This is a genomic window from Streptomyces sp. NPDC050448, from assembly GCF_040655295.1.
In the GTDB taxonomy this organism is placed as follows: domain Bacteria; phylum Actinomycetota; class Actinomycetes; order Streptomycetales; family Streptomycetaceae; genus Streptomyces.
Genome location: NZ_JBFAJR010000014.1, coordinates 107,882 through 126,008 on the forward strand (window position 1 = coordinate 107,882; position 18,127 = coordinate 126,008).

16 protein-coding genes are annotated in these 18,127 nt (G+C 72.9%); 5 read left to right on the top strand and 11 right to left on the bottom strand.

Going from position 1 to position 18,127, the window contains the following annotated elements:
- Positions 1 to 2 precede the first annotated feature (2 nt).
- From AB0I68_RS18915 to AB0I68_RS18925, 3 genes are all read right to left on the bottom strand, one after another.
- Positions 3 to 755: an HAD-IA family hydrolase gene (locus tag AB0I68_RS18915; RefSeq protein ID WP_363178449.1), complete on the bottom strand. Its 753-nt coding sequence runs from the start codon at positions 753 to 755 to the stop codon at positions 3 to 5.
- Complete coding sequence (locus tag AB0I68_RS18920; RefSeq protein WP_363178450.1) at positions 752 to 1,429, bottom strand: pyridoxamine 5'-phosphate oxidase family protein; 678 nt, start codon at positions 1,427 to 1,429, stop codon at positions 752 to 754. Before AB0I68_RS18920 ends, AB0I68_RS18915 begins: the two co-directional genes overlap by 4 nt.
- A gap of 886 nt (positions 1,430 to 2,315) precedes the next feature.
- Positions 2,316 to 3,506, bottom strand: coding sequence for an acyl-CoA dehydrogenase family protein (locus AB0I68_RS18925; RefSeq protein WP_363178451.1), 1,191 nt, complete (start codon positions 3,504 to 3,506; stop codon positions 2,316 to 2,318).
- A gap of 216 nt (positions 3,507 to 3,722) precedes the next feature.
- On the opposite strand from AB0I68_RS18925, the gene AB0I68_RS18930 reads away from it, so the two are divergent.
- Positions 3,723 to 4,112: a hypothetical protein gene (locus AB0I68_RS18930; RefSeq protein ID WP_363178452.1), complete on the top strand. Its 390-nt coding sequence runs from the start codon at positions 3,723 to 3,725 to the stop codon at positions 4,110 to 4,112.
- Between the two features lie 15 nt (positions 4,113 to 4,127).
- Here the strand turns inward: AB0I68_RS18930 and AB0I68_RS18935 are convergent, their stop codons facing one another.
- From AB0I68_RS18935 to AB0I68_RS18945, 3 genes are all read right to left on the bottom strand, one after another.
- Positions 4,128 to 4,478 (bottom strand): hypothetical protein, encoded by a 351-nt coding sequence (locus AB0I68_RS18935; protein WP_363178453.1) that lies wholly within the window; start codon positions 4,476 to 4,478, stop codon positions 4,128 to 4,130.
- A 152-nt stretch (positions 4,479 to 4,630) separates the two neighbouring features.
- Positions 4,631 to 5,467 carry a class II fructose-bisphosphate aldolase gene (locus tag AB0I68_RS18940; RefSeq protein WP_363178454.1) on the bottom strand — a complete coding sequence of 279 codons (837 nt, stop codon included), beginning with the start codon at positions 5,465 to 5,467 and terminating at the stop codon, positions 4,631 to 4,633.
- A complete protein-coding gene (locus AB0I68_RS18945; RefSeq protein WP_363178455.1) occupies positions 5,464 to 6,366 on the bottom strand; it encodes an SIS domain-containing protein in 903 nt (300 codons plus the stop codon). The genes AB0I68_RS18940 and AB0I68_RS18945 overlap by 4 nt, the downstream gene beginning before the upstream one ends.
- Positions 6,367 to 6,556: 190 nt before the next feature.
- Between AB0I68_RS18945 and AB0I68_RS18950 the strand changes: the two genes are divergently transcribed.
- Positions 6,557 to 7,336 carry a DeoR/GlpR family DNA-binding transcription regulator gene (locus AB0I68_RS18950; protein ID WP_363178456.1) on the top strand — a complete coding sequence of 260 codons (780 nt, stop codon included), beginning with the start codon at positions 6,557 to 6,559 and terminating at the stop codon, positions 7,334 to 7,336.
- Between the two features lie 934 nt (positions 7,337 to 8,270).
- Here the strand turns inward: AB0I68_RS18950 and AB0I68_RS18955 are convergent.
- From AB0I68_RS18955 to tdh, 3 genes are all read right to left on the bottom strand, one after another.
- On the bottom strand, positions 8,271 to 9,185 hold the full coding sequence (locus AB0I68_RS18955) for a LysR substrate-binding domain-containing protein (RefSeq protein WP_363178457.1): 915 nt from the start codon (positions 9,183 to 9,185) through the stop codon (positions 8,271 to 8,273).
- A gap of 93 nt (positions 9,186 to 9,278) precedes the next feature.
- Positions 9,279 to 10,487: a glycine C-acetyltransferase gene (locus AB0I68_RS18960; RefSeq protein WP_363178458.1), complete on the bottom strand. Its 1,209-nt coding sequence runs from the start codon at positions 10,485 to 10,487 to the stop codon at positions 9,279 to 9,281.
- Positions 10,488 to 10,708: 221 nt separating this feature from the next.
- Positions 10,709 to 11,737 (bottom strand): L-threonine 3-dehydrogenase, encoded by a 1,029-nt coding sequence (tdh, locus tag AB0I68_RS18965; protein WP_363178459.1) that lies wholly within the window; start codon positions 11,735 to 11,737, stop codon positions 10,709 to 10,711.
- 215 nt (positions 11,738 to 11,952) lie between these two features.
- Between tdh and AB0I68_RS18970 the strand changes: the two genes are divergently transcribed.
- Positions 11,953 to 12,861, top strand: a complete 909-nt coding sequence (locus AB0I68_RS18970) for an alpha/beta hydrolase (RefSeq protein WP_363178460.1) — start codon at positions 11,953 to 11,955, stop codon at positions 12,859 to 12,861.
- A 75-nt stretch (positions 12,862 to 12,936) separates the two neighbouring features.
- On the opposite strand, the gene AB0I68_RS18975 is transcribed toward AB0I68_RS18970, so the two are convergent.
- The gene (locus AB0I68_RS18975; protein WP_363178461.1) at positions 12,937 to 13,923 is read right to left on the bottom strand and encodes a class I SAM-dependent methyltransferase; all 987 of its coding nucleotides are present in this window, start codon (positions 13,921 to 13,923) and stop codon (positions 12,937 to 12,939) included.
- Positions 13,924 to 14,029: 106 nt separating this feature from the next.
- A complete protein-coding gene (locus tag AB0I68_RS18980) occupies positions 14,030 to 14,206 on the bottom strand; it encodes a hypothetical protein (RefSeq protein ID WP_363178524.1) in 177 nt (58 codons plus the stop codon).
- On the opposite strand from AB0I68_RS18980, the gene AB0I68_RS18985 reads away from it, so the two are divergent.
- Both AB0I68_RS18985 and AB0I68_RS18990 read left to right on the top strand, forming a co-directional pair.
- Positions 14,180 to 16,369, top strand: coding sequence for a SpoIIE family protein phosphatase (locus tag AB0I68_RS18985; protein WP_363178520.1), 2,190 nt, complete (start codon positions 14,180 to 14,182; stop codon positions 16,367 to 16,369). The two genes, AB0I68_RS18980 and AB0I68_RS18985, sit on opposite strands and share 27 nt — an antisense overlap.
- 348 nt (positions 16,370 to 16,717) lie before the next feature.
- Positions 16,718 to 18,124, top strand: a complete 1,407-nt coding sequence (locus AB0I68_RS18990; RefSeq protein WP_363178462.1) for an APC family permease — start codon at positions 16,718 to 16,720, stop codon at positions 18,122 to 18,124.
- Positions 18,125 to 18,127 lie beyond the last annotated feature (3 nt).

An 18,127-nucleotide genomic window follows, 5' to 3' on the forward strand; every position in this document is an offset into this window, starting at 1 on the left:
GGTCATGGCCGGGCTCGTGACATCAGCCCGGGCAAGGTGCTCAGATCGGCGGCCACCACATCGGCGCCGTGCTCGAGCAAGGCCGGACCTCCGCCGGGCTTCCCCGTGCGGTCGATGCCCACGACCAGGCCGAAGTGGCCGCGTCGGCCTGCGTCCACGCCGGCGAGAGCATCCTCCACCACGGCCGTACGGGCGGGCTCGGCCCCCAGGCCCCGGGCGGCTTCCAGGAACACGGCGGGGTCGGGCTTGCCCGGCAAGGCGAGACGGGCGGCATCGGTTCCGTCCACCACGAGCTCGAACAGCCCGAGGAGCCCGGCCGCCTCCAGCAAGGAACGGGCGTGCCGGGAAGCCGAGACGGCAGCGCATCGCACGCCCGCCGAGGCCAGAGCGCCGAGTGCGGGCTCCACGTCGGCGAACGGCTGGGCGCCCCGGGTCCGCAGGATCTCCGTGAAGGCCCTCTCCTTGCGGGCGGCGACCGCCCACACCGTTGCGCAGCCCGGCTCATCAGCGGGTGTACCCGAGGGCAGGTCCATGCCCCGGGCGGTCAGGAAGGCCCGGGCCCCGTCGTAGCGGGACTTGCCGTCGACCAGTTCCCGGTACTCCTGGTCCGCGTCGAAGGGCCGCTGCCGCTCTCCGCCGCAGGCCCACGTCTCCTGGCAGCCGTCAAAAGCAGTCTTCCACGCGGCCGCGTGCAGCACGGCCGAGTCGAGCAGCACTCCGTCGGTGTCGAAGACGACGGCCCGGACCGGCTTCACTGATGCGCCACACGGCGACCGGTGATCCGAACGGGAGTGACCGACATCCAGTGCGTGCGCGGTCCGCCCGCCCAGGGCAGGGAGCGCGCGACGGCGTCAAGCCTCTGTATGGCCTCGCCGTCGGTGACGCCGACTACTTCACCGACGGCCAGGACGCTCCAGCCCTGCTTCATCGCGTCGTCGATGTGATCGACCTCGAAGGCGACCTCGGTGCCGGCCGCGCGGGCGAGCAGCGCTTCCCCGGAGGTCCGGAAGGCGATTTCGTTCCCGGCGACGACGTAGTTGACCGGGAAGATGCCGGGGCCTTCCGGGGTGAAGATCGCGACGCGGCCGATGCCGTGTGTGGACAGCAGCCGACGGCACTCGGCCTCGCCGAGCGCGACGAGTTCGGAGTCCAGCCAGGCGGTTCCCCGGCCGGGCGGCTGTTCGGTGGTGGCGCCGGTCAGTTCGGCGACGGTGGTTTCGAGCGCGTCGGCGAGGCGTACGAGCGAACCGGCGCCCGGGTTCGCGGCCTTCTCCTCCAGGTAGGCGACGTACGAGGCGTCCGCCCCGCAGCGGCTGCCCACCTGTTCGCGGGAGAGGCCGAGCTCTGTGCGCCGGGCGGCGATCCGCCGCCCCAGGTCCGTATGTCCGGCTTCCTGGGCGGCGGACGACTTGCGAGCGGTTCTGGGCATGATGGTCACTTCCCCGGGGTCTGCACGGTCACGGTGTTGTGCTGGGGGCCGCCGAGCGCCACCTTGAGGTTCATGACGTCGCCCTCCTCTTCCTGATCTCGTCCAGTACGGGTCACCGTCAGGCTCGCCCGGCGGGCGTGGTGCGCATGGGCCCGACGGCCCCCAGCCGGGGCCCGTCGGGCCCCTCCCGGCGGCGGGATCCCGCGTGGAGGGTGAAGGTCGGGAGCGACCACGCCCGGATCCTCGTCGTCTGCGGGCTCTTCCAGGGTTTCGCGGACCAGCGACGGCGCAACCGGGGGAAGCTGCCCTGCGACGCGTCCGGCATCCACGCCGTGGTCGTCACCCACGCCCACCGGACCACTGCGGCTCCTGGCACCGGTGCCTCGTCCACGGCGAGGAGTCAGCGGCGAGGAGTCAGCGTCCGAAACCCTCCGTGACCGGATCGACCGCAAGCCGGGCCGGACGGCCGCGGTGCCCCGGTCGGGGAGGGCGTCCCGGTCCGCCGACCCGGGCCGGATGGACCCGGCGGTATGCACCGCGCGGCCCTCCCGGAGCCCCTGGGACAGGGGGAGCCTCAAGGTATTCCTGCGCCCCGACGACGAACTCGCCGCCCGAGGTGCGCCGCGAGGTCGTCGAACGACTCTTCCCCGTATCGCACCAAGGCATCAGGGTCACCGTCACCGGCGGGGTCGTCGCCCTTGCCGGCGAGGTCCGCGAGGCGACCCTCATCACCCCTCGCCACCCGCCTGGCCCGAGCGGTCGAAGGCGTCGTCAGCGTGCACTGCGACCTCAGGGCCACCGCGACGCCGCCGTCGTAAATCCGACGGCCGCCACCGAAACCACCTGTCCATCCCTCGCGCCGGCCACAACTCCTGGTCGCACTCGCTCAGCGGCGGACGCGGGGCATGCCCAGGCCGATCCAGGAGATGATCTCGCGCTGGATCTCGTTGTTGCCGCCGCCGAAGGTGAAGATGACCGCGCTGCGGTAGCCGCGTTCCAGCTCGCCGTGCAGGACCGCGCCGGCGGAGCCGTCTTTGAGAGAGCCGGCGGCGCCGACCACCTCCATCAGCCAGGCGTACGCGTCCCTGCGGGCCTCGGAGCCGTACACCTTGACGGCGGAGGCGTCCTGCGGGGTCAGGGTGCCGTCCTGGACGGCACCCACCATCTGCCAGTTGAGCAGTTTCATCGCGTCGAGCCGGGCGTGGGTGCGGGCCAGGCGGCCGCGGACCCAGGAGAGGTCGATGACCCGGCGGCCGTCCGCGAGCTTGGTCCCGGCGGCCCAGCGCTGCACGTCGTGCAGGGCCCGGATGGCCATGGTGCCGTGGGCGGCCAGGGTGACGCGCTCGTGGTTGAGCTGGTTGGTGATCAGACGCCAGCCCTTGTTCTCCTGCCCGACGCGGCGGCTCGCGGGGACCCGGATGTTCTCGTAGTAGCTGGCGGTGGTGTCGTGCGAGGCGAGGGTGTTGATCAGGGTGCAGGAGTAGCCGCGGTCGGAGGTCGGCACGAGGAGCATGGTGATGCCCTTGTGCGCCGGGGCCTGCGGGTCGGTGCGGACGGCGAGCCACACCCAGTCGGCGGTGTCGCCGTTGGTGGTCCAGATCTTCTGCCCGTTGACCACGTACGTGCCGGTCTCCTCGTCGCCCTCGCGGACGGCCTTGCACTTGAGTGCCGCGAGGTCGGTGCCGGCGTCCGGCTCGCTGTAGCCGATGGCGAAGTCGATCTCGCCGGCCAGGATCTTCGGCAGGAAGTACGCCTTCTGCTCGTCGGTGCCGAACTGCATGATGGTCGGCCCGACGGTGTTGAGCGCCATCAGCGGCAGCGGTACGACGGCCTGCGCGGCCTCGTCGAAGAAGATGAACTGGTCCATCGGAGTCATCCCGCGGCCGCCGTACTCCTTGGGCCAGCCGACCCCGAGCCAGCCGTCGGCCCCGAGCCGGCGGATGGTCTCCCGGTAGAAGCGCTTCTGGGCGGCCGGGTCCTCGTAGCGGGCGTAGCCGTCCTCAGGAACCAACTCGGCGAAGTAGGCGCGCAGCTCGGTGCGCAACTGCTGCTGCTCTGGCGTGTATTCGAGGTGCACGGCCCCTCCGGGTGTCTTGCGGTCCGTCCGTCGCTGGCGCAGGGCAGAGTAGAACCTGTTCCAAGAATCCGGAAGGGTCGCCGGGCTGAGGGCTGTCCCGCAGTCCCCGGTGGATCAGCGAGATCTCACCGGCCGACCCCGAGGCCCTGACCCGTTTCGCCAAAGCGCTGCCGGCCGCACGGCAGGCCGGAGGAGCACCGGGGAGAGCGGGTCCGGGTGGATCCGGGGTCGCTGCGGAGCCGTTCGTTCGGCGGACGGCCGCCGCAGGCGGGCGGCTCGGCCTTGCCCGGCCGGCCCGGCGCACCGGTGGAGCAGCTGGTCCTGGACCCGCCCGAGGATCAGGGGGTGCTCGGGCACTTCCCCCTCGACGTACAGGACTTCCTGCAGCGCCCCTTCCTGGCCGGCCGGCGGACCGTCACGGCCGAGTGGTACTACGAGGAGAGCGTCGAGGCCGCGCACACCGGCCTGTTCGTCCTCCTGTGCCTGTCCACCGACCGCCATGTCACCGCGATCGAGGCCCGCCGCACCCTGGACCGGGGCGCGACACCGGACCGGGCCCGGTGGCACTCCCTCACCTGCCACCAGGCCCGGCTCACCCCCCGCTGACCCTCGCGGGCCCGGTCAGGGAAGGAAGACCACCGAGCGCAGCTTCAGCCGCTCCGAGCCGCGGCCGGTGAACGCGCGCAGGTCGAAGTGGTCGCCCGTGCAGTCGGCCTCGGTGAATACCCGGGCGACGGCGTTGGTCCGGTTGCGCGGGGAGAAGGCCGGCTCGGAGGAGTTCGGGTCCGCGGCCTCGGGGATGACGACGCACTCGTCGCTCTCCGGGTCGAAGAGCCGCTCCTGCCGCGGCTGCCCGTCCAGACCGACGTAGGAGTACTCGAACTCGCCCGTGGCGGCACTGGCCGAGCCGGGGACGGCGATGAGGAGGGTGAGGGCGCTGGCGGCAGCGACCACGGCGGTGCGGAGACGCATGGGGTGATCCCTTTCGGACGGCGACGCGGAAGGCGACGGTGATCACGCTAGGGGTCGCCGAGCATGATCAAACGGTTCTTCCGCGCCACCGGAAAGGGTGGTTTTGCTTCCCTGTTGTCCAGGGCATTTACACCCCTTGGCGTGCCCCACGGTCAGTTCAGCGCGGTGATCATCGCCGCGGCCGTCGCCGCCATCGCCGTCCGGGCGGCCGTCAGGTACGGGCGCGGGTCCGCCGGGGTCAGGTGGGTGCGGATGGCCTCGGTCATGGCCAGGTTCAGCGCGGTACCGATGTTGACCTTGCGGATGCCGCCCGCCACCGCGGCCGCGAGCTCCGCGTCCGGCAGGCCCGAGGAGCCGTGCAGCACGAGCGGCACGTCCACGTTCTTGGCCAGCCGCGCCAGCAGCGAGTGGTCCAGCGCGGCGGTGCGGCTGGTCATCGCGTGACTGCTGCCGATCGCGACGGCCAGCGCGTCGACACCGGAGTCGGCCACGAACCGGCGGGCCTCGTCCGGATCCGTCCGGGCACCGGGCGCGTGCGGGTCGAGGGGGGCGGCGCCGTTCTTCCCGCCCACCTCGCCCAGCTCGGCCTCGACCCACAGCCCGTTGGCGTGCGCCCAGTCGGCCGCGGAGCGGGTGGCCTCCAGGTTCTCCGCGTACGGGAGCTGCGCGGCGTCGTACATCACCGAGCTGAACCCGGCGTCCGCGGCCTGCCGGAGCAAGTCGGGGCTCTTGACGTGGTCCAGGTGCAGGCCGACCGGGATCCCGGCGGCCTCCGCACACGCGGCAGCGGCGCGCGAGATGGGCAGCAGCTGCCCGCCTCGGAACTTCACGGCGTTCTCGCTCAGTTGCAGGATGACCGGAAGGCCCGCCCGTTCCGCCCCTGCGACGACGGCCTCGGCGTGCTCGAGGGTGATGATGTTGAACGCGGCGACGGCGCGGCCCGCGGCGGCCGCATCCAGGACGAGCGTCCCGGCAGGCACGAGGCTCATCGGACCGCCTCCTCACCGGCGGTGAGGATCACCGAGCGGGTCAGATTCCGCGGCTGGTCCGGATCCAGGTCCTGGTGGGCCGCGACGGCGATCGCCAGCCGGTGGACCCGTACCAGCTCGGCGAGCGGGTCGAGCCGCCCGGCCACCCACTGGCCGCCGGTGGCCCGCACCTGCTCGGCGAGCCCTTCGGGGGCTTCGCCGAGCGACCAGGTGAGGGTGCCGGGCCCGGTGACGCTGATCGGCCCGTGCCGGTACTCCATCGCGGGATACGACTCGGACCAGGACAGGGAGGCCTCGCGCATCTTCAGCGCGGCCTCGTTGGCGAGGCCCACGCTCCAGCCGCGGCCGAGGAAGGTGAACTGCCCGCGGCTCGCCGCCTGTTCGGGCAGCGGCTCGGCGAGGGCGGTGCGGGCGTCGGCTACAGCGGCGGCGGTGTGCCGGCCGACGTGGGCGCGCAGCAGGGTCAGGGCGGTGGTCGCGAAGCGGGTCTGCACGACGGACTGCTCGTCGGCGAAGTCGAGGACGACGAGCTCGTCGGCGAGGGTCATCACCGGGGTCGCCGGATCCCCGATGACCGCGGTCGTGCGCACTCCGGCGTCCCGCAGCCCGGCCAGCAGGTCCAGCACCTCGGTGGTGGTGCCGGACCGGGTGAGCGCGACGACCCGGTCGTAGCGGCGGTGCCGGGGGAACTCCGAGGCGGGGAAGGCATCGGTCTCCCCCTGACCCGCCTCCTCGCGCAGGGCGGCGGCGGCCTGGGCCATGTAGTACGAGGTCCCGCACCCGACGATCGCGGTACGCTCCCCCGGCTGCGGCAGCACCGCCCGCTGGGCCGGGGCCAGTTCGGCGGCCCGCTCCCAGCACTCGGGCTGCGTGCCCAACTCGTACGCGACGTGGCTCATGGCGGCTCCCTGGCCCGGTGGGTGCATTGTCTGTGCATCTGTGCGTTTTCCTGCAAGGTAGCGGGCCGTTTCGCGCAACTTCAAGCATCTCGGGGTTGATCTGCTGAGTTAATGTCGACGCGTAGGCCAATGGAGCACCCGGCGGAGACCCGTCGGAGCACACGCGAGGGGGTCGATCACCGTGGGGTCCATGACCCGCAAGGAGCGCTGGCAGACGCTGCTGGATCTGCTGGTGGAGCGGGGCGAGCTGGAGGTCGAGCCGGCCGCGCAGACCCTCGGCGTGTCCGCCGCGACCATCCGCCGCGACCTCGACCAGCTCGCCGAGCAGCAGCTGCTGGTCCGCACGCGCGGCGGGGCGGTGGTGCACGGCGTCTCGTACGAACTCCCCCTGCGCTACCGGACGTCCCGCCGCGCCGCCGAGAAGCAGCGCATCAGCAAGGCGGTGGCGGAGCTGATCACCCCGGGCGAGGTGATCGGCTTGACCGGCGGCACGACGACCACGGAGGTCGCCCGCGCCCTGGCCGGCCGCCCGGACCTCGCGTCGGGCTCGCCGGCGCTGACGGTGGTGACCAACGCGCTCAACATCGCGGGCGAGCTCGTCATCAGGCCGCAGTTCAAGATCGTCCTGACGGGCGGGGTCGCCCGCCCCCAGTCGTACGAGCTGACCGGCCCGCTGGCGCAGCAGGTCCTGGGCCAGCTGACGATGGACACGGCGGTCGTCGGCGTGGACGCGTTCGACCCGACCGACGGCGCGGCGACCCGCCACGAGGACGAGGCCGCGATGAACCGCCTGCTGTGCGAACGGGCCCGCCGGGTGGTCATCGCGGCGGACTCCAGCAAACTGGCGGTCCGCGCCTTCGCCCGCATCTGCCCGACGCAGTCGGTGGACGTCCTGGTCACGGACACGGGCCTCCCGGACGCGGTGGCAGCGGAATTCGAGGCGGCGGGGGTGGAGGTACGAAGGGTTTAGGGGCGCGGGGGTTTCGGGGTCTGGGCCGGCAGGGCGGGGGTGGCACACGGAACAGGACCGGGGCGGCGGGGCGCCCGGAGGCGCGCTCCGCGAAACGGCCTGCGCGGCGGGGATGGGCCGAGTGGCGCCCTGCCGCCTCGGCACCGGAAGGCCCGACGGGTTTTGGCCCCTGCGGGGCCGCATGGGGGTCGCGCAGGGTCGCCGACGGGCACCTGCGGGCGATCTGAGGCCAGGAGGGGTCCAGATGGAGTCGGATGACGGATTTCTCGGCCTCACACTCCGAGAGGTGATCATTCACCCCCCAACCGGCTACCAAAACGGAACAAACAACCCGCACTCGCGTCGTGGGGGACGTCTGTAGCGATCGTGGGCGGCTTATGAGCGGCCACAGACGGCCGCCGGACGCCAAACCGGGCGAAGCACGTAGCGATCTGACGCGTCCACGGGCCCACCGCGCACTACATGGTCATCTCATCGCTGCCTGGTGCGGCTCGACCCCGCCCGGACCCGGAACGTCTGACGTATGGGCCCTTGAGGGAGCCTTCCCCTCCCCGCGCCCCCGGCACCGGTCCGGGACGGTGGTCCTGGTGGGCCGGCTCCGGACGACGGGGAGCCGCCGGGCGGCATCTCTGACGGGCCCGTCCCTGGATCCGAACCTCCCGGCCATCCTTCGGGGGCTTCCCGGCAGTCTTCGTCTTTCCGGGGTGGGCCGGGCAGTCAAGGGTGGAGCGCAGCGACATCGCGAAGCGACGCGACGAAGGAGCGCCCTTGACGGCCCGGACCGCACCGGAAGGACAGTGGACTGACGGGACGCCCCCGGACACTCCACCGGCTGGCCGACACCGACCGTGCCGGTCCCGCCCCCGCCCCCGGTCGGCCGGGGGTGGGCGGCCGTGTCGGTCCCGCCAACACCCGCCCCCGCGGCCTCGTCCCCTCAGTGCGGCGGCAGCCGGCCCGCTTCGTGGCCCAGGGCCGCCAGGACCGGGGCGATCAGGGGGTGGGATTCCGCGCCGCGGCGGGTTGCCGCGAAGACCCTGCGGGTGGGCGCCGAGCCCGATACCGGGCGGACCTGGACCTCCTTGAGGTCCATCCCCCGCAGCGCCGAGCGCGGTACCAGGGCCACGCCCGCCCCGGCGCCCACCAGTGCCGTCACGGCGCGGAAATCGTCCGAGGAGTGCACGAACCGGGGCTGGAAGCCCGCGAATTCACAGGCGAGCAGGGTCACGTCATGGCACGGGTTCCCGGGATACTGACCCACCCAGTCCGAGTCGGAGAGGTCCGCCAGCGGTACCTCGGGGAGCACGGCCAGGGGGTGTCCCGAGGGGAGCACGGCGTCGAAGGGCTCCGCGTACAGCGGGAGGACCGAGAGGCGGCCGTCGTCGGCGCCCGGGGCGCCGCGGTACTCGACCGCCAGCGCGAGGTCGGCCTCGCCGTCCAGCAGCAGCGGCAGACTCTGGTCGCCCTCCGCGTCCCGGACGCGCAGGCGGATGCCCGGGTGCTCCCGGGCGAGGCGGGCGATGGCCGGGGCGAGGACCTCGGCGATACCGGTCGCGAAGGCGGCCACCGTGACCTCGCCCGCCGCGCCTCCCGCGTAGGCCGCGAGCTCGGCTTCGGCGCGCTCCAGCTGGGCGAGGACCTCGTGGGCGTGCCCGAGCAGGATTTCGCCCGCCGCGGTCAGCCGTACTCCCCGGCCGCTGCGGGTCAGCAGCACGTGCCCGGTCTCCTGCTCCAGCGCCGCGAGCTGCTGCGAGACGGCGGAGGGGGTGAGGTACAGGGCTGCGGCCGCGGCGGTCACCGTACGGTGGTCCGCCACGGCCCGCAGAATGCGCAGCCGGCGGGGGTCGATCACCCCACCATTCTCGCAGGTGGAGCAGGTGGAGCAGGCCGCCCAGGCCGCCCAGGCCGGTCAGGCCGGTCAGGCCGCCCAGGCCGCCCGCACCGGTCAGGCCCCGGAAGCCGCCAGCGCCGCCCGGGCGTCGACGAAGGCGGCGACCGCGCGCTCCACGTCGGCCGTGGAGTGGGCCGCCGAGAGCTGGACGCGGATCCGCGCCGCGCCCATGGGAACCACCGGGTAGGAGAAGCCGATCACGTACACGCCGCGCTCCAGCAGCAGTTCGGCCATCCTGCTGGCCTCGGCCGCGTCGCCGATCATCACCGGGGCGATGGCGTGGTCGCCGGGGAGGATCTCGAAGCCGGCCTCGGTCATCTTCGTACGGAAGAGCGAGGTGTTGGCGGCGAGCTGCTCGCGCAGGTCACCGGCCGACTCCAGCAGGTCCAGCACCTTCAGGGAGGCGGCGGCGATGACCGGGGCGAGGGAGTTGGAGAAGAGGTACGGGCGCGAGCGCTGGCGCAGCAGCTCGACGATCTCGGTGCGGGCCGCGACGTAGCCGCCGGACGCGCCGCCGAGGGCCTTGCCGAGGGTGCCGGTGATGATGTCGACGCGGTCCATGACCCCGTGCAGCTCCGGCGTGCCGCGACCGCCGGGGCCGACGAAGCCGACGGCGTGCGAGTCGTCGACCATGACCATGGCGTCGTAGCGCTCGGCCAGGTCGCAGATCTCGGCGAGCGGGGCGACGTAGCCGTCCATGGAGAAGACGCCGTCGGTGACGATCAGCTTCCGGCGGGCGCCGCCCTCGGTGGCCTCCTTCAGGCGGGCTTCGAGCTCCGCCATGTCGCGGTTGGCGTACCGGAAGCGGCGGGCCTTGGACAGGCGGATGCCGTCGATGATCGATGCGTGGTTGAGGGCGTCGGAGATCACCGCGTCCTCGGCGCCGAGCAGGGTCTCGAAGACGCCGCCGTTGGCGTCGAAGCAGGAGGAGTAGAGGATCGTGTCCTCCTGGCCGAGGAACGAGGACAGGCGTGCCTCGAGCTCCTTGTGCACCTCCTGCGTACCGCAGATGAAGCGGACCGAGGCCATGCCGTAGCCCCACCGGTCCAGCGCGTCCTTGGCGGCCGCGACCACCTCGGGGTGGTCGGCCAGGCCCAGGTAGTTGTTGGCGCAGAAGTTGAGGACCTCACCGGGGGCGCCGCCGGCGGTCACCGCGACGGCCGCGCTCTGCGGGGTGCCGATGACGCGCTCGGGCTTGTGCAGGCCCGCGGCGCGGATCTCGTCGAGGGTGGTGCGGAGGTCCTCGCGGACGGTCTCGAACATGGTGCGGTGCTCGCTTTCTCCTGGTGCGGCGGTGGCAGAGGAAGGAGGGGGCCGGGCCCCGCGGAGGGGGGAGGGTGGGCGGGGCCCGGCCGGAGGGAAATGGTCTACGGGGCGAGACGGGGCGGGACGCCGTGAGACAGGGCGGGACGCCGTGAAAAAGGCGGTGAAAGACGAGGTGAAAGCGGGGTGAAAGACGGAGCGAAAGGAGACGGCCGGGCCGTCTACGCCGTCCAGTCCAGGATGATCTTGCCGCTGCGGGCGGTGGCCGCCTCGTCGAACGCGGCCTCGAAGTCGCGGTGCGAGTAGCGGCCGGTGATGACCGGGCTGAGGTCGAGCCCGCCTTCGAGCAGCACCGTCATCGCGTACCAGGTCTCGAACATCTCGCGGCCGTAGATGCCCTTGATCGTGATCATCGAGGTGACGACCTTCGCCCAGTCCACCGGGAACTCCTGCGCGGGCAGGCCCAGCATGGCGATCCGGCCGCCGTGCGTCATGTTGTCGATCATGTCGCGCATGGCCTCGGCGCGGCCGGACATCTCCAGGCCGATGTCGAAGCCCTCGCGCAGGCCCAGCCGCGCCTGCGCGTCGGCGATCGTCGCCTTCGAGACGTCGAGCGCGAGCGTGGCGCCGGCCTTGCGGGCGATCTCGAGGCGCTCGGGGCTGACGTCGGTGATCACGACGTTGCGCGCACCGGCGTGCTTGGCGACGGCCGCCGCCATGATCCCGATCGGGCCCGCGCCGGTGATCAGCACGTCCTCGCCGACCAGCGGGAACGACAGCGCCGTGTGGACCGCATTGCCGAACGGGTCGAAGATCGCCGCCACGTCCAGGTCCACCGCGGTCCGGTGCACCCACACGTTCTGCGCGGGCAGAACGACGTACTCCGCGAAGGCGCCGTCGCGCCCGACGCCGAGGCCGACCGTGCTGCGGCACAGGTGGCGGCGCCCGGCCAGGCAGTTGCGGCACTTGCCGCACACCAGGTGGCCCTCGCCGCTGACCAGCGCGCCGATCTCGATGTCCTGGACGTCAGCGCCGAGGGCGGCGACCTCGCCCACGAACTCGTGGCCGAGCACGAGCGGGGTCTTGACCGCGCCCTGCGCCCAGCCGTCCCACGAGCGGATGTGCAGGTCGGTACCGCAGATACCGGTCCGCAGCACCTTGATCAGCACGTCGCCGGGGCCGTACTCGGGCTCGGGAACGTCCATGAGCCACAGCCCGGGCTCGGCCTTGTGCTTGACGAGTGCCTTCATGGGGGTGGCTCCAGGCATGCGGAGGGGACGTTGCAACCACCGGGGCGGGTGCGACGTATCGACAGGGACCAATCTGCCGAGCGCGGAGGTGATCAGTCCATCGAGGATTTCTTAAGCGGGTCGACAGCCCAGCTTCACGCCTATGCTCCTCACGTGAAGGGCTGTGGCCTGGGCAGGGGCCTGCGGCCGGGGCAGGGAATGGGGAGGTGAGGGGCGTGCCGAGTCTGCGCAGCAGAGCGCTTTCGGTCGCGCTGATCGCGGCGGGACGGCGAAGACGGTTCGCGAGTGCCGAGGCGGTACGCGCGCGGGTGGCCGAGTCGGCCCGCCGGCCGGCGTCGCACCTGCCGCCGCGCTCGCTGGGCCGGGTCGCCGAGGTCTCCCGCACCTTCGTCGGTGCCTGGCCGGTGTACGACGCCTCGCCGCGCGGGGTCGAGCCTGCGGCCCAGGTGCTGTACGTGCACGGCGGCGGGTACATCAACGAGCTGGTCCGGCCGCACTGGGCGATGATCCGGACCCTGGTCACGGAGGCGCAGGCCCGCGTCGTCGTACCGGCGTACATATTGGCCCCGCGCGGCACCGCCGACCGGACGGTTCCGGTGGCCGCGGACCTGCTGAGCGGCCTGATCGCGAGCGGCGAGGCGGGCGGGACCGTGCTCATCGGGGACGCCGCGGGAGCCGGGATGGCGCTGGCCGCCGCCCAGCGGCTGCGCGACCGTACGGGGGCGCAGCCGTCGCGGATCGTGCTGATCTCGCCCTGGCTGGACCTGACCATGAGCCACCCGGACCAGGCGGCCATCGAGGCGGCCGACCCGGTGCAGGCCCGTCCGGGGCTGCTGGAGGCCGGCCGGCTGTACGCGGGCACCCTGGCCACCGACGACCCGCAGGTCAGCCCCCTGCACGGCTCCTTCGCGGGGCTGGCTCCGCTGACGGTGTTCACCGGCACCCGGGACGTGCTGACCACCGACAGCCGGGAGCTGCTGCGCCGGGCCCGTGCGGACGGGATCGAGGTGGAGTTCCACGAGGAGCCGGGGCTGCCGCACGGGTACCCGCTGCTGCCGGTGCCGGAGGGGCGGGCTGCCCGGGACCGGATCGTGGAGCTGATCAGGTCGGCCGCCGACGAGTGACGGCCGGCCGGGCCGGCCGACGGTCCGTGGGCCGGTCCGTGAGCCGGGCCTTGGGGCGGGCCGTGCGGTGGGCCGTCACGCCGTGCAGGTCATCAGCGAGCTGATCGGCCAGGCACGGTAGGCGGTCCAGTACGCCTCGTCCCGGGCGCCGTCGGCGGGCGGGGTCCGGTTCGGCTGCCAGCCGACCGTGGAGAAGCCCGCCTCGACCGCGGCCTCGGCGAAGTCGGCGTGCGCCCATTCGCGGAACTCGAAGTCCACCGAGGGCTGGGTCAGGAACTGCGCCTTCAGCAGCGGCGCGTCGCCTTCGTGGACGCGGTCGACGATCCGGAGCCCGTACGGCGACCAGTCGACGTTCGGGTACGCGCCGGCGTTGGGCACGATGGCCAGCAGCCGGCCGCCGTCGCGCAGGTTGGCCCGGATGGACCGGAACATGGCGTGCAGGGCGGACCGGTCGGTGGCGTAGTTGAACAGGTACACGGCGGTGGCCAGGTCGAAGGGGCCCATCTGCGGCAGCTTGACGGCGTCGGCGACCACGTATTCGATAGGCGCGGCTTCCATGGGCGCGGCCTCGATCTGCGCGGCCTCGATGCGCGCGGCCTCGCTCTGCGCGGCTTTGATGGTCGCGGCTTCGATCTGCGCGGCGTGCGCGGACGGTGCCCCGGCGGACGCTGCCCCGGCCGGCGCGGCTTCCATGGGCGTGGCCTCGATGCGCGCGGCCCCGATGGACGGTGCTCTGCCGGCTCCGGCGACACGTACCCCGCCGTCCACCCCGTCCACCCCGTGCACACCGGACGCACTGTCCGCGTCGAGTACGCCGTGCGCCCGGGCCAGGCGGATCATCTCCTCGGAGCTGTCCACGCCGACCGTCCGGCGGGCCCCGCCGCGGGCCAGCAGCCGCGTGTTGTAGCCGTATCCGCAGGCCAGGTCGAGGGTGTCGAGCCCCCGCACCCCGCCGAGCGCGTCGAGCGCACCGAGCAGGGTGTGGGTGTCGGCCGCGGAGAAGGCCGCCGTGGTCTTCGACTCCACGATGCGCTCGCCGATGCTGTCGTACTGGAACCGCATGCTCTGCCTTCCGTGGCGGGGTGGGACGCGTGCGTATCGTGCCCCGGAGCGCGGCCGGCGAGGGCGCGTGCGGCGGCCCGTCCCCCCGATGGGGGAGGCGTTCGGGTCAGTGCGTACGGCGTACGGGGTGTCCGGCGCCCGCCGGGAGCAGTTCGCGGGCGCAGCCGCGCAGCCCGGCGTGGGCCGGGCCGACGGCGTGGGCCGGGCCGACGGCGTGGGCCGGGCCGACGGCGTGGCGCGGGCTGCGGACTCCGGGATGCACCGTTCGGCGTGGGGAGCGCATGCTGACTGTGTGACGGCGAGAGCGGACAGCGGCCCCGCCAAAGACGCCACGGCCCGGGTGCTCGCACGGGCCTCCGTCGATGCGGTGCAGGCCGTCGGCGGGTTTGCGGGCGGGGTCTACCTGCGCTCCGGCGCCGAGGGACCGCTGCTGCTGTCCGTGGTCACGGGGCTGCCGGGACGGCTGTTCCGCCCGTGGTGGCGGATACACGTGAACCGCCCGTACCCGGTCGCCGAGGCCTACCGCTCCGGACAGCCGGTGCACCTGCCCGACGCGGAGGCGACCATGCAGCGGTTCCCGCAGATGGCGGCCGGGTTGCCGTTTCCGTTCGGCTCCCTGTACGAGCCGGTCATCGCCGGGCCGGAGCGGTTCGGGGTGCTCTTCGTCCTGCGCCCCTCAACCCCAGGGGTCCGGGTCGACGCCGCCGACCGGGAAGGGCTGCGCGCCGCCGCCGACGAGCTGGCCCGGGAGCTCACCGCGCTCACCGCGGCCGGGGACCCGGTGCTCTGGAGCGGCGATCCGATCGGCGTACCGTCGCCCGCCCGGGCCCAAGGTGCCCGCGAGGCCGTGGAGCGGCTCACACAGGCGGTGCTGTCCGTGGACCGCGAGGGCAGGATCCGCTACATCAACACCGCTGCCGCCACCCTGCTCGGCCTCGGCGCGGCGGAGCTGCGCGGGCGGGTGCTGTGGGAGGCCCTGCCCTGGCTCGGCCATCCGGCGTACGAGGACAACTTCCGGGCGGTCTTCATGTCCGGCGAGCCGGTGCGCTTCCCGGCCCAGCGCGGCCGCCAGCAGCCCGGGGACTGGCTGGCGGTCGGCCTGTACCCGAGCCCCGACGGGGTGACGGTCACGATCGGCTCCGCCGAACAGCCCGCCTACACACCCGGTGCACCCGGGTCGGTGGTCCGGCCGGACGCGGGCCCGGGTTCGCCGGCCGACCGTGCTTCGGCCCTGTACCGGCCGGTGGCCCTCGCGATCGCGCTGACGGAGGCGGTCACGGCCCGCCAGGTGTCGGCGGTGGTCACCCAGGAGCTGCTGCCCGCCTTCGGCGGCCGACAGCTGGCGATCTACCTGCTCAACGAGCGGCATCTGCACCTGGCGTGGGAGACCGGCTTCCCGCAGGGCTTCCTGGACCGCTTCGACGGAGTGGGGCTCGATGTCCGCCTGCCGGGCGTGGAGACCCTGACCTCGGGCCGACCGATGTTCTTCGAGTCGATGGAGCACCTGGCGGCCGCCTACCCGGGAATCCCGCTGGACGCCCATGTCGGGGCCCGCGCGTTCCTGCCGCTGATCGCCTCGGGGACGCCCGTGGGCTCGTGCATCCTCGGTTTCGACGTGCCCCGCGATTTCAGCCCCGAGGAGCGTACGGTGCTGACCGCGCTGGCCGGGCTGATCGCGCAGGCCCTGGAGCGGGCGCAGCGCTACGACTCCGAGGCGGCGATGGCCCGCGGACTGCAGGCGGCGCTGCTGCCGCACCGGCTGCCGGTGAGCCGCACCGTGGACACGGTGGCCCGGTATCTGCCCGGCACGGTCGGCATGGACGTGGGCGGCGACTGGTACGACGTGATCGAGACGAGAGACGGCCTGCTGGCGCTGGTCATCGGGGACGTCCAGGGGCACGGGGTGGCGGCGGCCGCGACCATGGGGCAACTGCGCAGCGCCGTACGGGCCTTCACCCTCGCCGGCAGTTCGCCGGACGAGGTGATGGCGGGCACCAACCGGCTGCTGATCGGCCTGGACCCCGGCCAGTTCGCCAGTTGCTGCTACGTGCTGCTCGACCCGGTGACGGGCCGGGCACGGGCCGTCCGGGCCGGGCATCCGCAGCCGCTGCTGCGCCACGCGGACGGGCGGGCCGAGGTGCTGGACCTGCCGGGCGGGGTGGTGCTCGGCATCGACATGGGTGCCACGTACCCGGTGACGGAGCTGCGGCTGGCGAAGGGCGCGATGCTCGCCCTGTACACGGACGGGCTGGTCGAGGAGGCGGGAGCGGACATCGACCTCGGCGTGGAGCGGCTGCGGGCGGCGCTGGCCGCGGCCCGGCCGTCGCCGCTGACGGAGACGGCCGACCGGCTGGTCACCGAGGCGGGGAATTCCGCAGACCGGCCGGACGACATCGCCCTGCTGCTGGCCCTGCGTACGGCCGGCCGGCCTTCCGCGAGCGCCTGAGCCTTCCGCGAACGCCTGACCCGGAAGGCTTTGCGGGTGCCCACTCCTTGGGCAGGTGGTGTCGGCGCGGGTACATGTCGGCAAAGCGGAAGAAAATTCGCCCGCGCTCCGCTGCGGTTCCCGCACCCGGACTCTGTGCAGCATTTACGCGGTCTTAACACCGTCGTAGGCCTGCCGCAGCGGGGCGGAACGATGGAATCCGCAGGAGAGCTGCTATTGACCTGCGGATCTCGCAGGGATTCGATATCGGCCCGGGAGCCACTGAACCACTCTGCTCACCACCGCCTCGGAGGCGATACCGCTCCCGCACCTCAGCTCACCGCACCTGCCGATCGGAACCCCGCACCGATGTCTGAAACGATCAGCGCCCCTCAGGCCCTCGCGCCCGCCACCGGGCCCGTCCCCCAGAAGCTCAAGCGTTCCATCGGCGTCGTCGGCGGCACACTGCTGACGCTCTCGTGCGTGACGCCCGCATCGACCCTGTTCGTCGTCGTGCCCGACCTGTTCGCCAGCCTCGGCACGTGGACGGCCCTCACGATCGCCATCGGCTCGCTGCTCTGCATCGGCGTCGCGTTCTGCTACTCGGAGCTCGGCACCCTGATCCCCAGCGCCGGCGGCGAGTACGCGATGGTGTCGACACTGGCGGGCCGGCTGGCCGGGTGGCTGGTGTTCGTACTCTCGCTCCTGGTCGTGATGATCGTGCCGCCCGTGATCGCCATGGGTACGGCCGACTACCTGGCGCCGATCGTGCACATACCGGCCCCGGTCGCGGGCGGCGGCGTGATGCTACTCGCCACCCTCGCCGGCCTTCTCGACCTGCGGGCCAACGCCTGGATCACCGGCATCTTCCTGGTGCTGGAGGTCGTCGCCGCCGCGCTGGTCGCCGTACTCGGCTTCGCGCACAGCGAGCGGGGCACCGGTGCGCTCGTGCACGGCACGGTCGCGGCCGAGGGCGGCGGTACGTCCACGGTGACCGCGATGATGGTCGTCTCCGGGCTCGCCATCGCCCTGTTCATCACCCAGGGCTTCTCGACCGCCGTCTACCTGTCGGAGGAACTCGAGAACCCGCGGCGCAACGTCGCCCGCACGGTGCTCGCCACCCTCGCCATCTCCACGGCCGTCATCCTGATCCCGGTCATCGCCATCACCGTCGGCGCCCCCGACCTCTCCGCGCTGACCGAGGGCGACCTCGGCGGCATGGTCACCGCCTGGTCCAACTCGGCCGTCGGCACCTTCGTCAGCCTCTGCGTCGCCCTCGCCATCATCAACGCGGGCATCGTCATGGTGATCCAGAACTCCCGGGTGCTGTTCGCCTCCGCCCGTGACAAGGCGTGGCCCGAGCCGGTCAACCACGCGCTGTCCAAGCTCGGCCGCTTCGGTTCCCCGTGGGTGGCCACGCTCCTCGTCGGCGTCCCGGGTGCGGCGCTGTGCTTCGTCAACCTCGACACCCTGTACGGGGTCACGGGCGTCTCGGTGACCGGCATGTACCTGCTGGTCGCGGTGGCCGCGCTGTTCGCCCGGCGCGGCGCGCACCGCGAGGTGGGTGCCTGGCGGATGCCGCTGTGGCCGGCGGTGCCGATCGTGCTGATCGCCGTACTCGCGTACATCCTGACCCAGCAGGAGACCCAGTACCTGCTGTGGACCGGCGGGATCACCGCCGTGGCCACGCTCTACTGGGCGCTGTACCTGCGGCCGCGGCAGGACACCCGCTGGCTGGTCAGCATCCCCGAGGACGGCGAGTCCGCCGCTGCCTGACCC

Excerpts from the sequence above, each read along its gene's own strand:
- AB0I68_RS18920 (WP_363178450.1), bottom strand. The coding sequence starts at position 1,429 with ATGCCCAGAACCGCTCGCAAGTCGTCCGCCGCCCAGGAAGCCGGACAT.
- AB0I68_RS18935 (WP_363178453.1), bottom strand. The coding sequence starts at position 4,478 with ATGCGTCTCCGCACCGCCGTGGTCGCTGCCGCCAGCGCCCTCACCCTC.
- AB0I68_RS18940 (WP_363178454.1), bottom strand. The coding sequence starts at position 5,467 with ATGAGCCTCGTGCCTGCCGGGACGCTCGTCCTGGATGCGGCCGCCGCG.
- AB0I68_RS18945 (WP_363178455.1), bottom strand. The coding sequence starts at position 6,366 with ATGAGCCACGTCGCGTACGAGTTGGGCACGCAGCCCGAGTGCTGGGAG.
- AB0I68_RS18950 (WP_363178456.1), top strand. The coding sequence starts at position 6,557 with ATGACCCGCAAGGAGCGCTGGCAGACGCTGCTGGATCTGCTGGTGGAG.
- AB0I68_RS18960 (WP_363178458.1), bottom strand. The coding sequence starts at position 10,487 with ATGTTCGAGACCGTCCGCGAGGACCTCCGCACCACCCTCGACGAGATC.
- tdh (WP_363178459.1), bottom strand. The coding sequence starts at position 11,737 with ATGAAGGCACTCGTCAAGCACAAGGCCGAGCCCGGGCTGTGGCTCATG.
- AB0I68_RS18975 (WP_363178461.1), bottom strand. The coding sequence starts at position 13,923 with ATGCGGTTCCAGTACGACAGCATCGGCGAGCGCATCGTGGAGTCGAAG.
- AB0I68_RS18985 (WP_363178520.1), top strand. The coding sequence starts at position 14,180 with ATGCACCGTTCGGCGTGGGGAGCGCATGCTGACTGTGTGACGGCGAGA.
- AB0I68_RS18980 (WP_363178524.1), bottom strand. The coding sequence starts at position 14,206 with ATGCGCTCCCCACGCCGAACGGTGCATCCCGGAGTCCGCAGCCCGCGC.
- AB0I68_RS18990 (WP_363178462.1), top strand. The coding sequence starts at position 16,718 with ATGTCTGAAACGATCAGCGCCCCTCAGGCCCTCGCGCCCGCCACCGGG.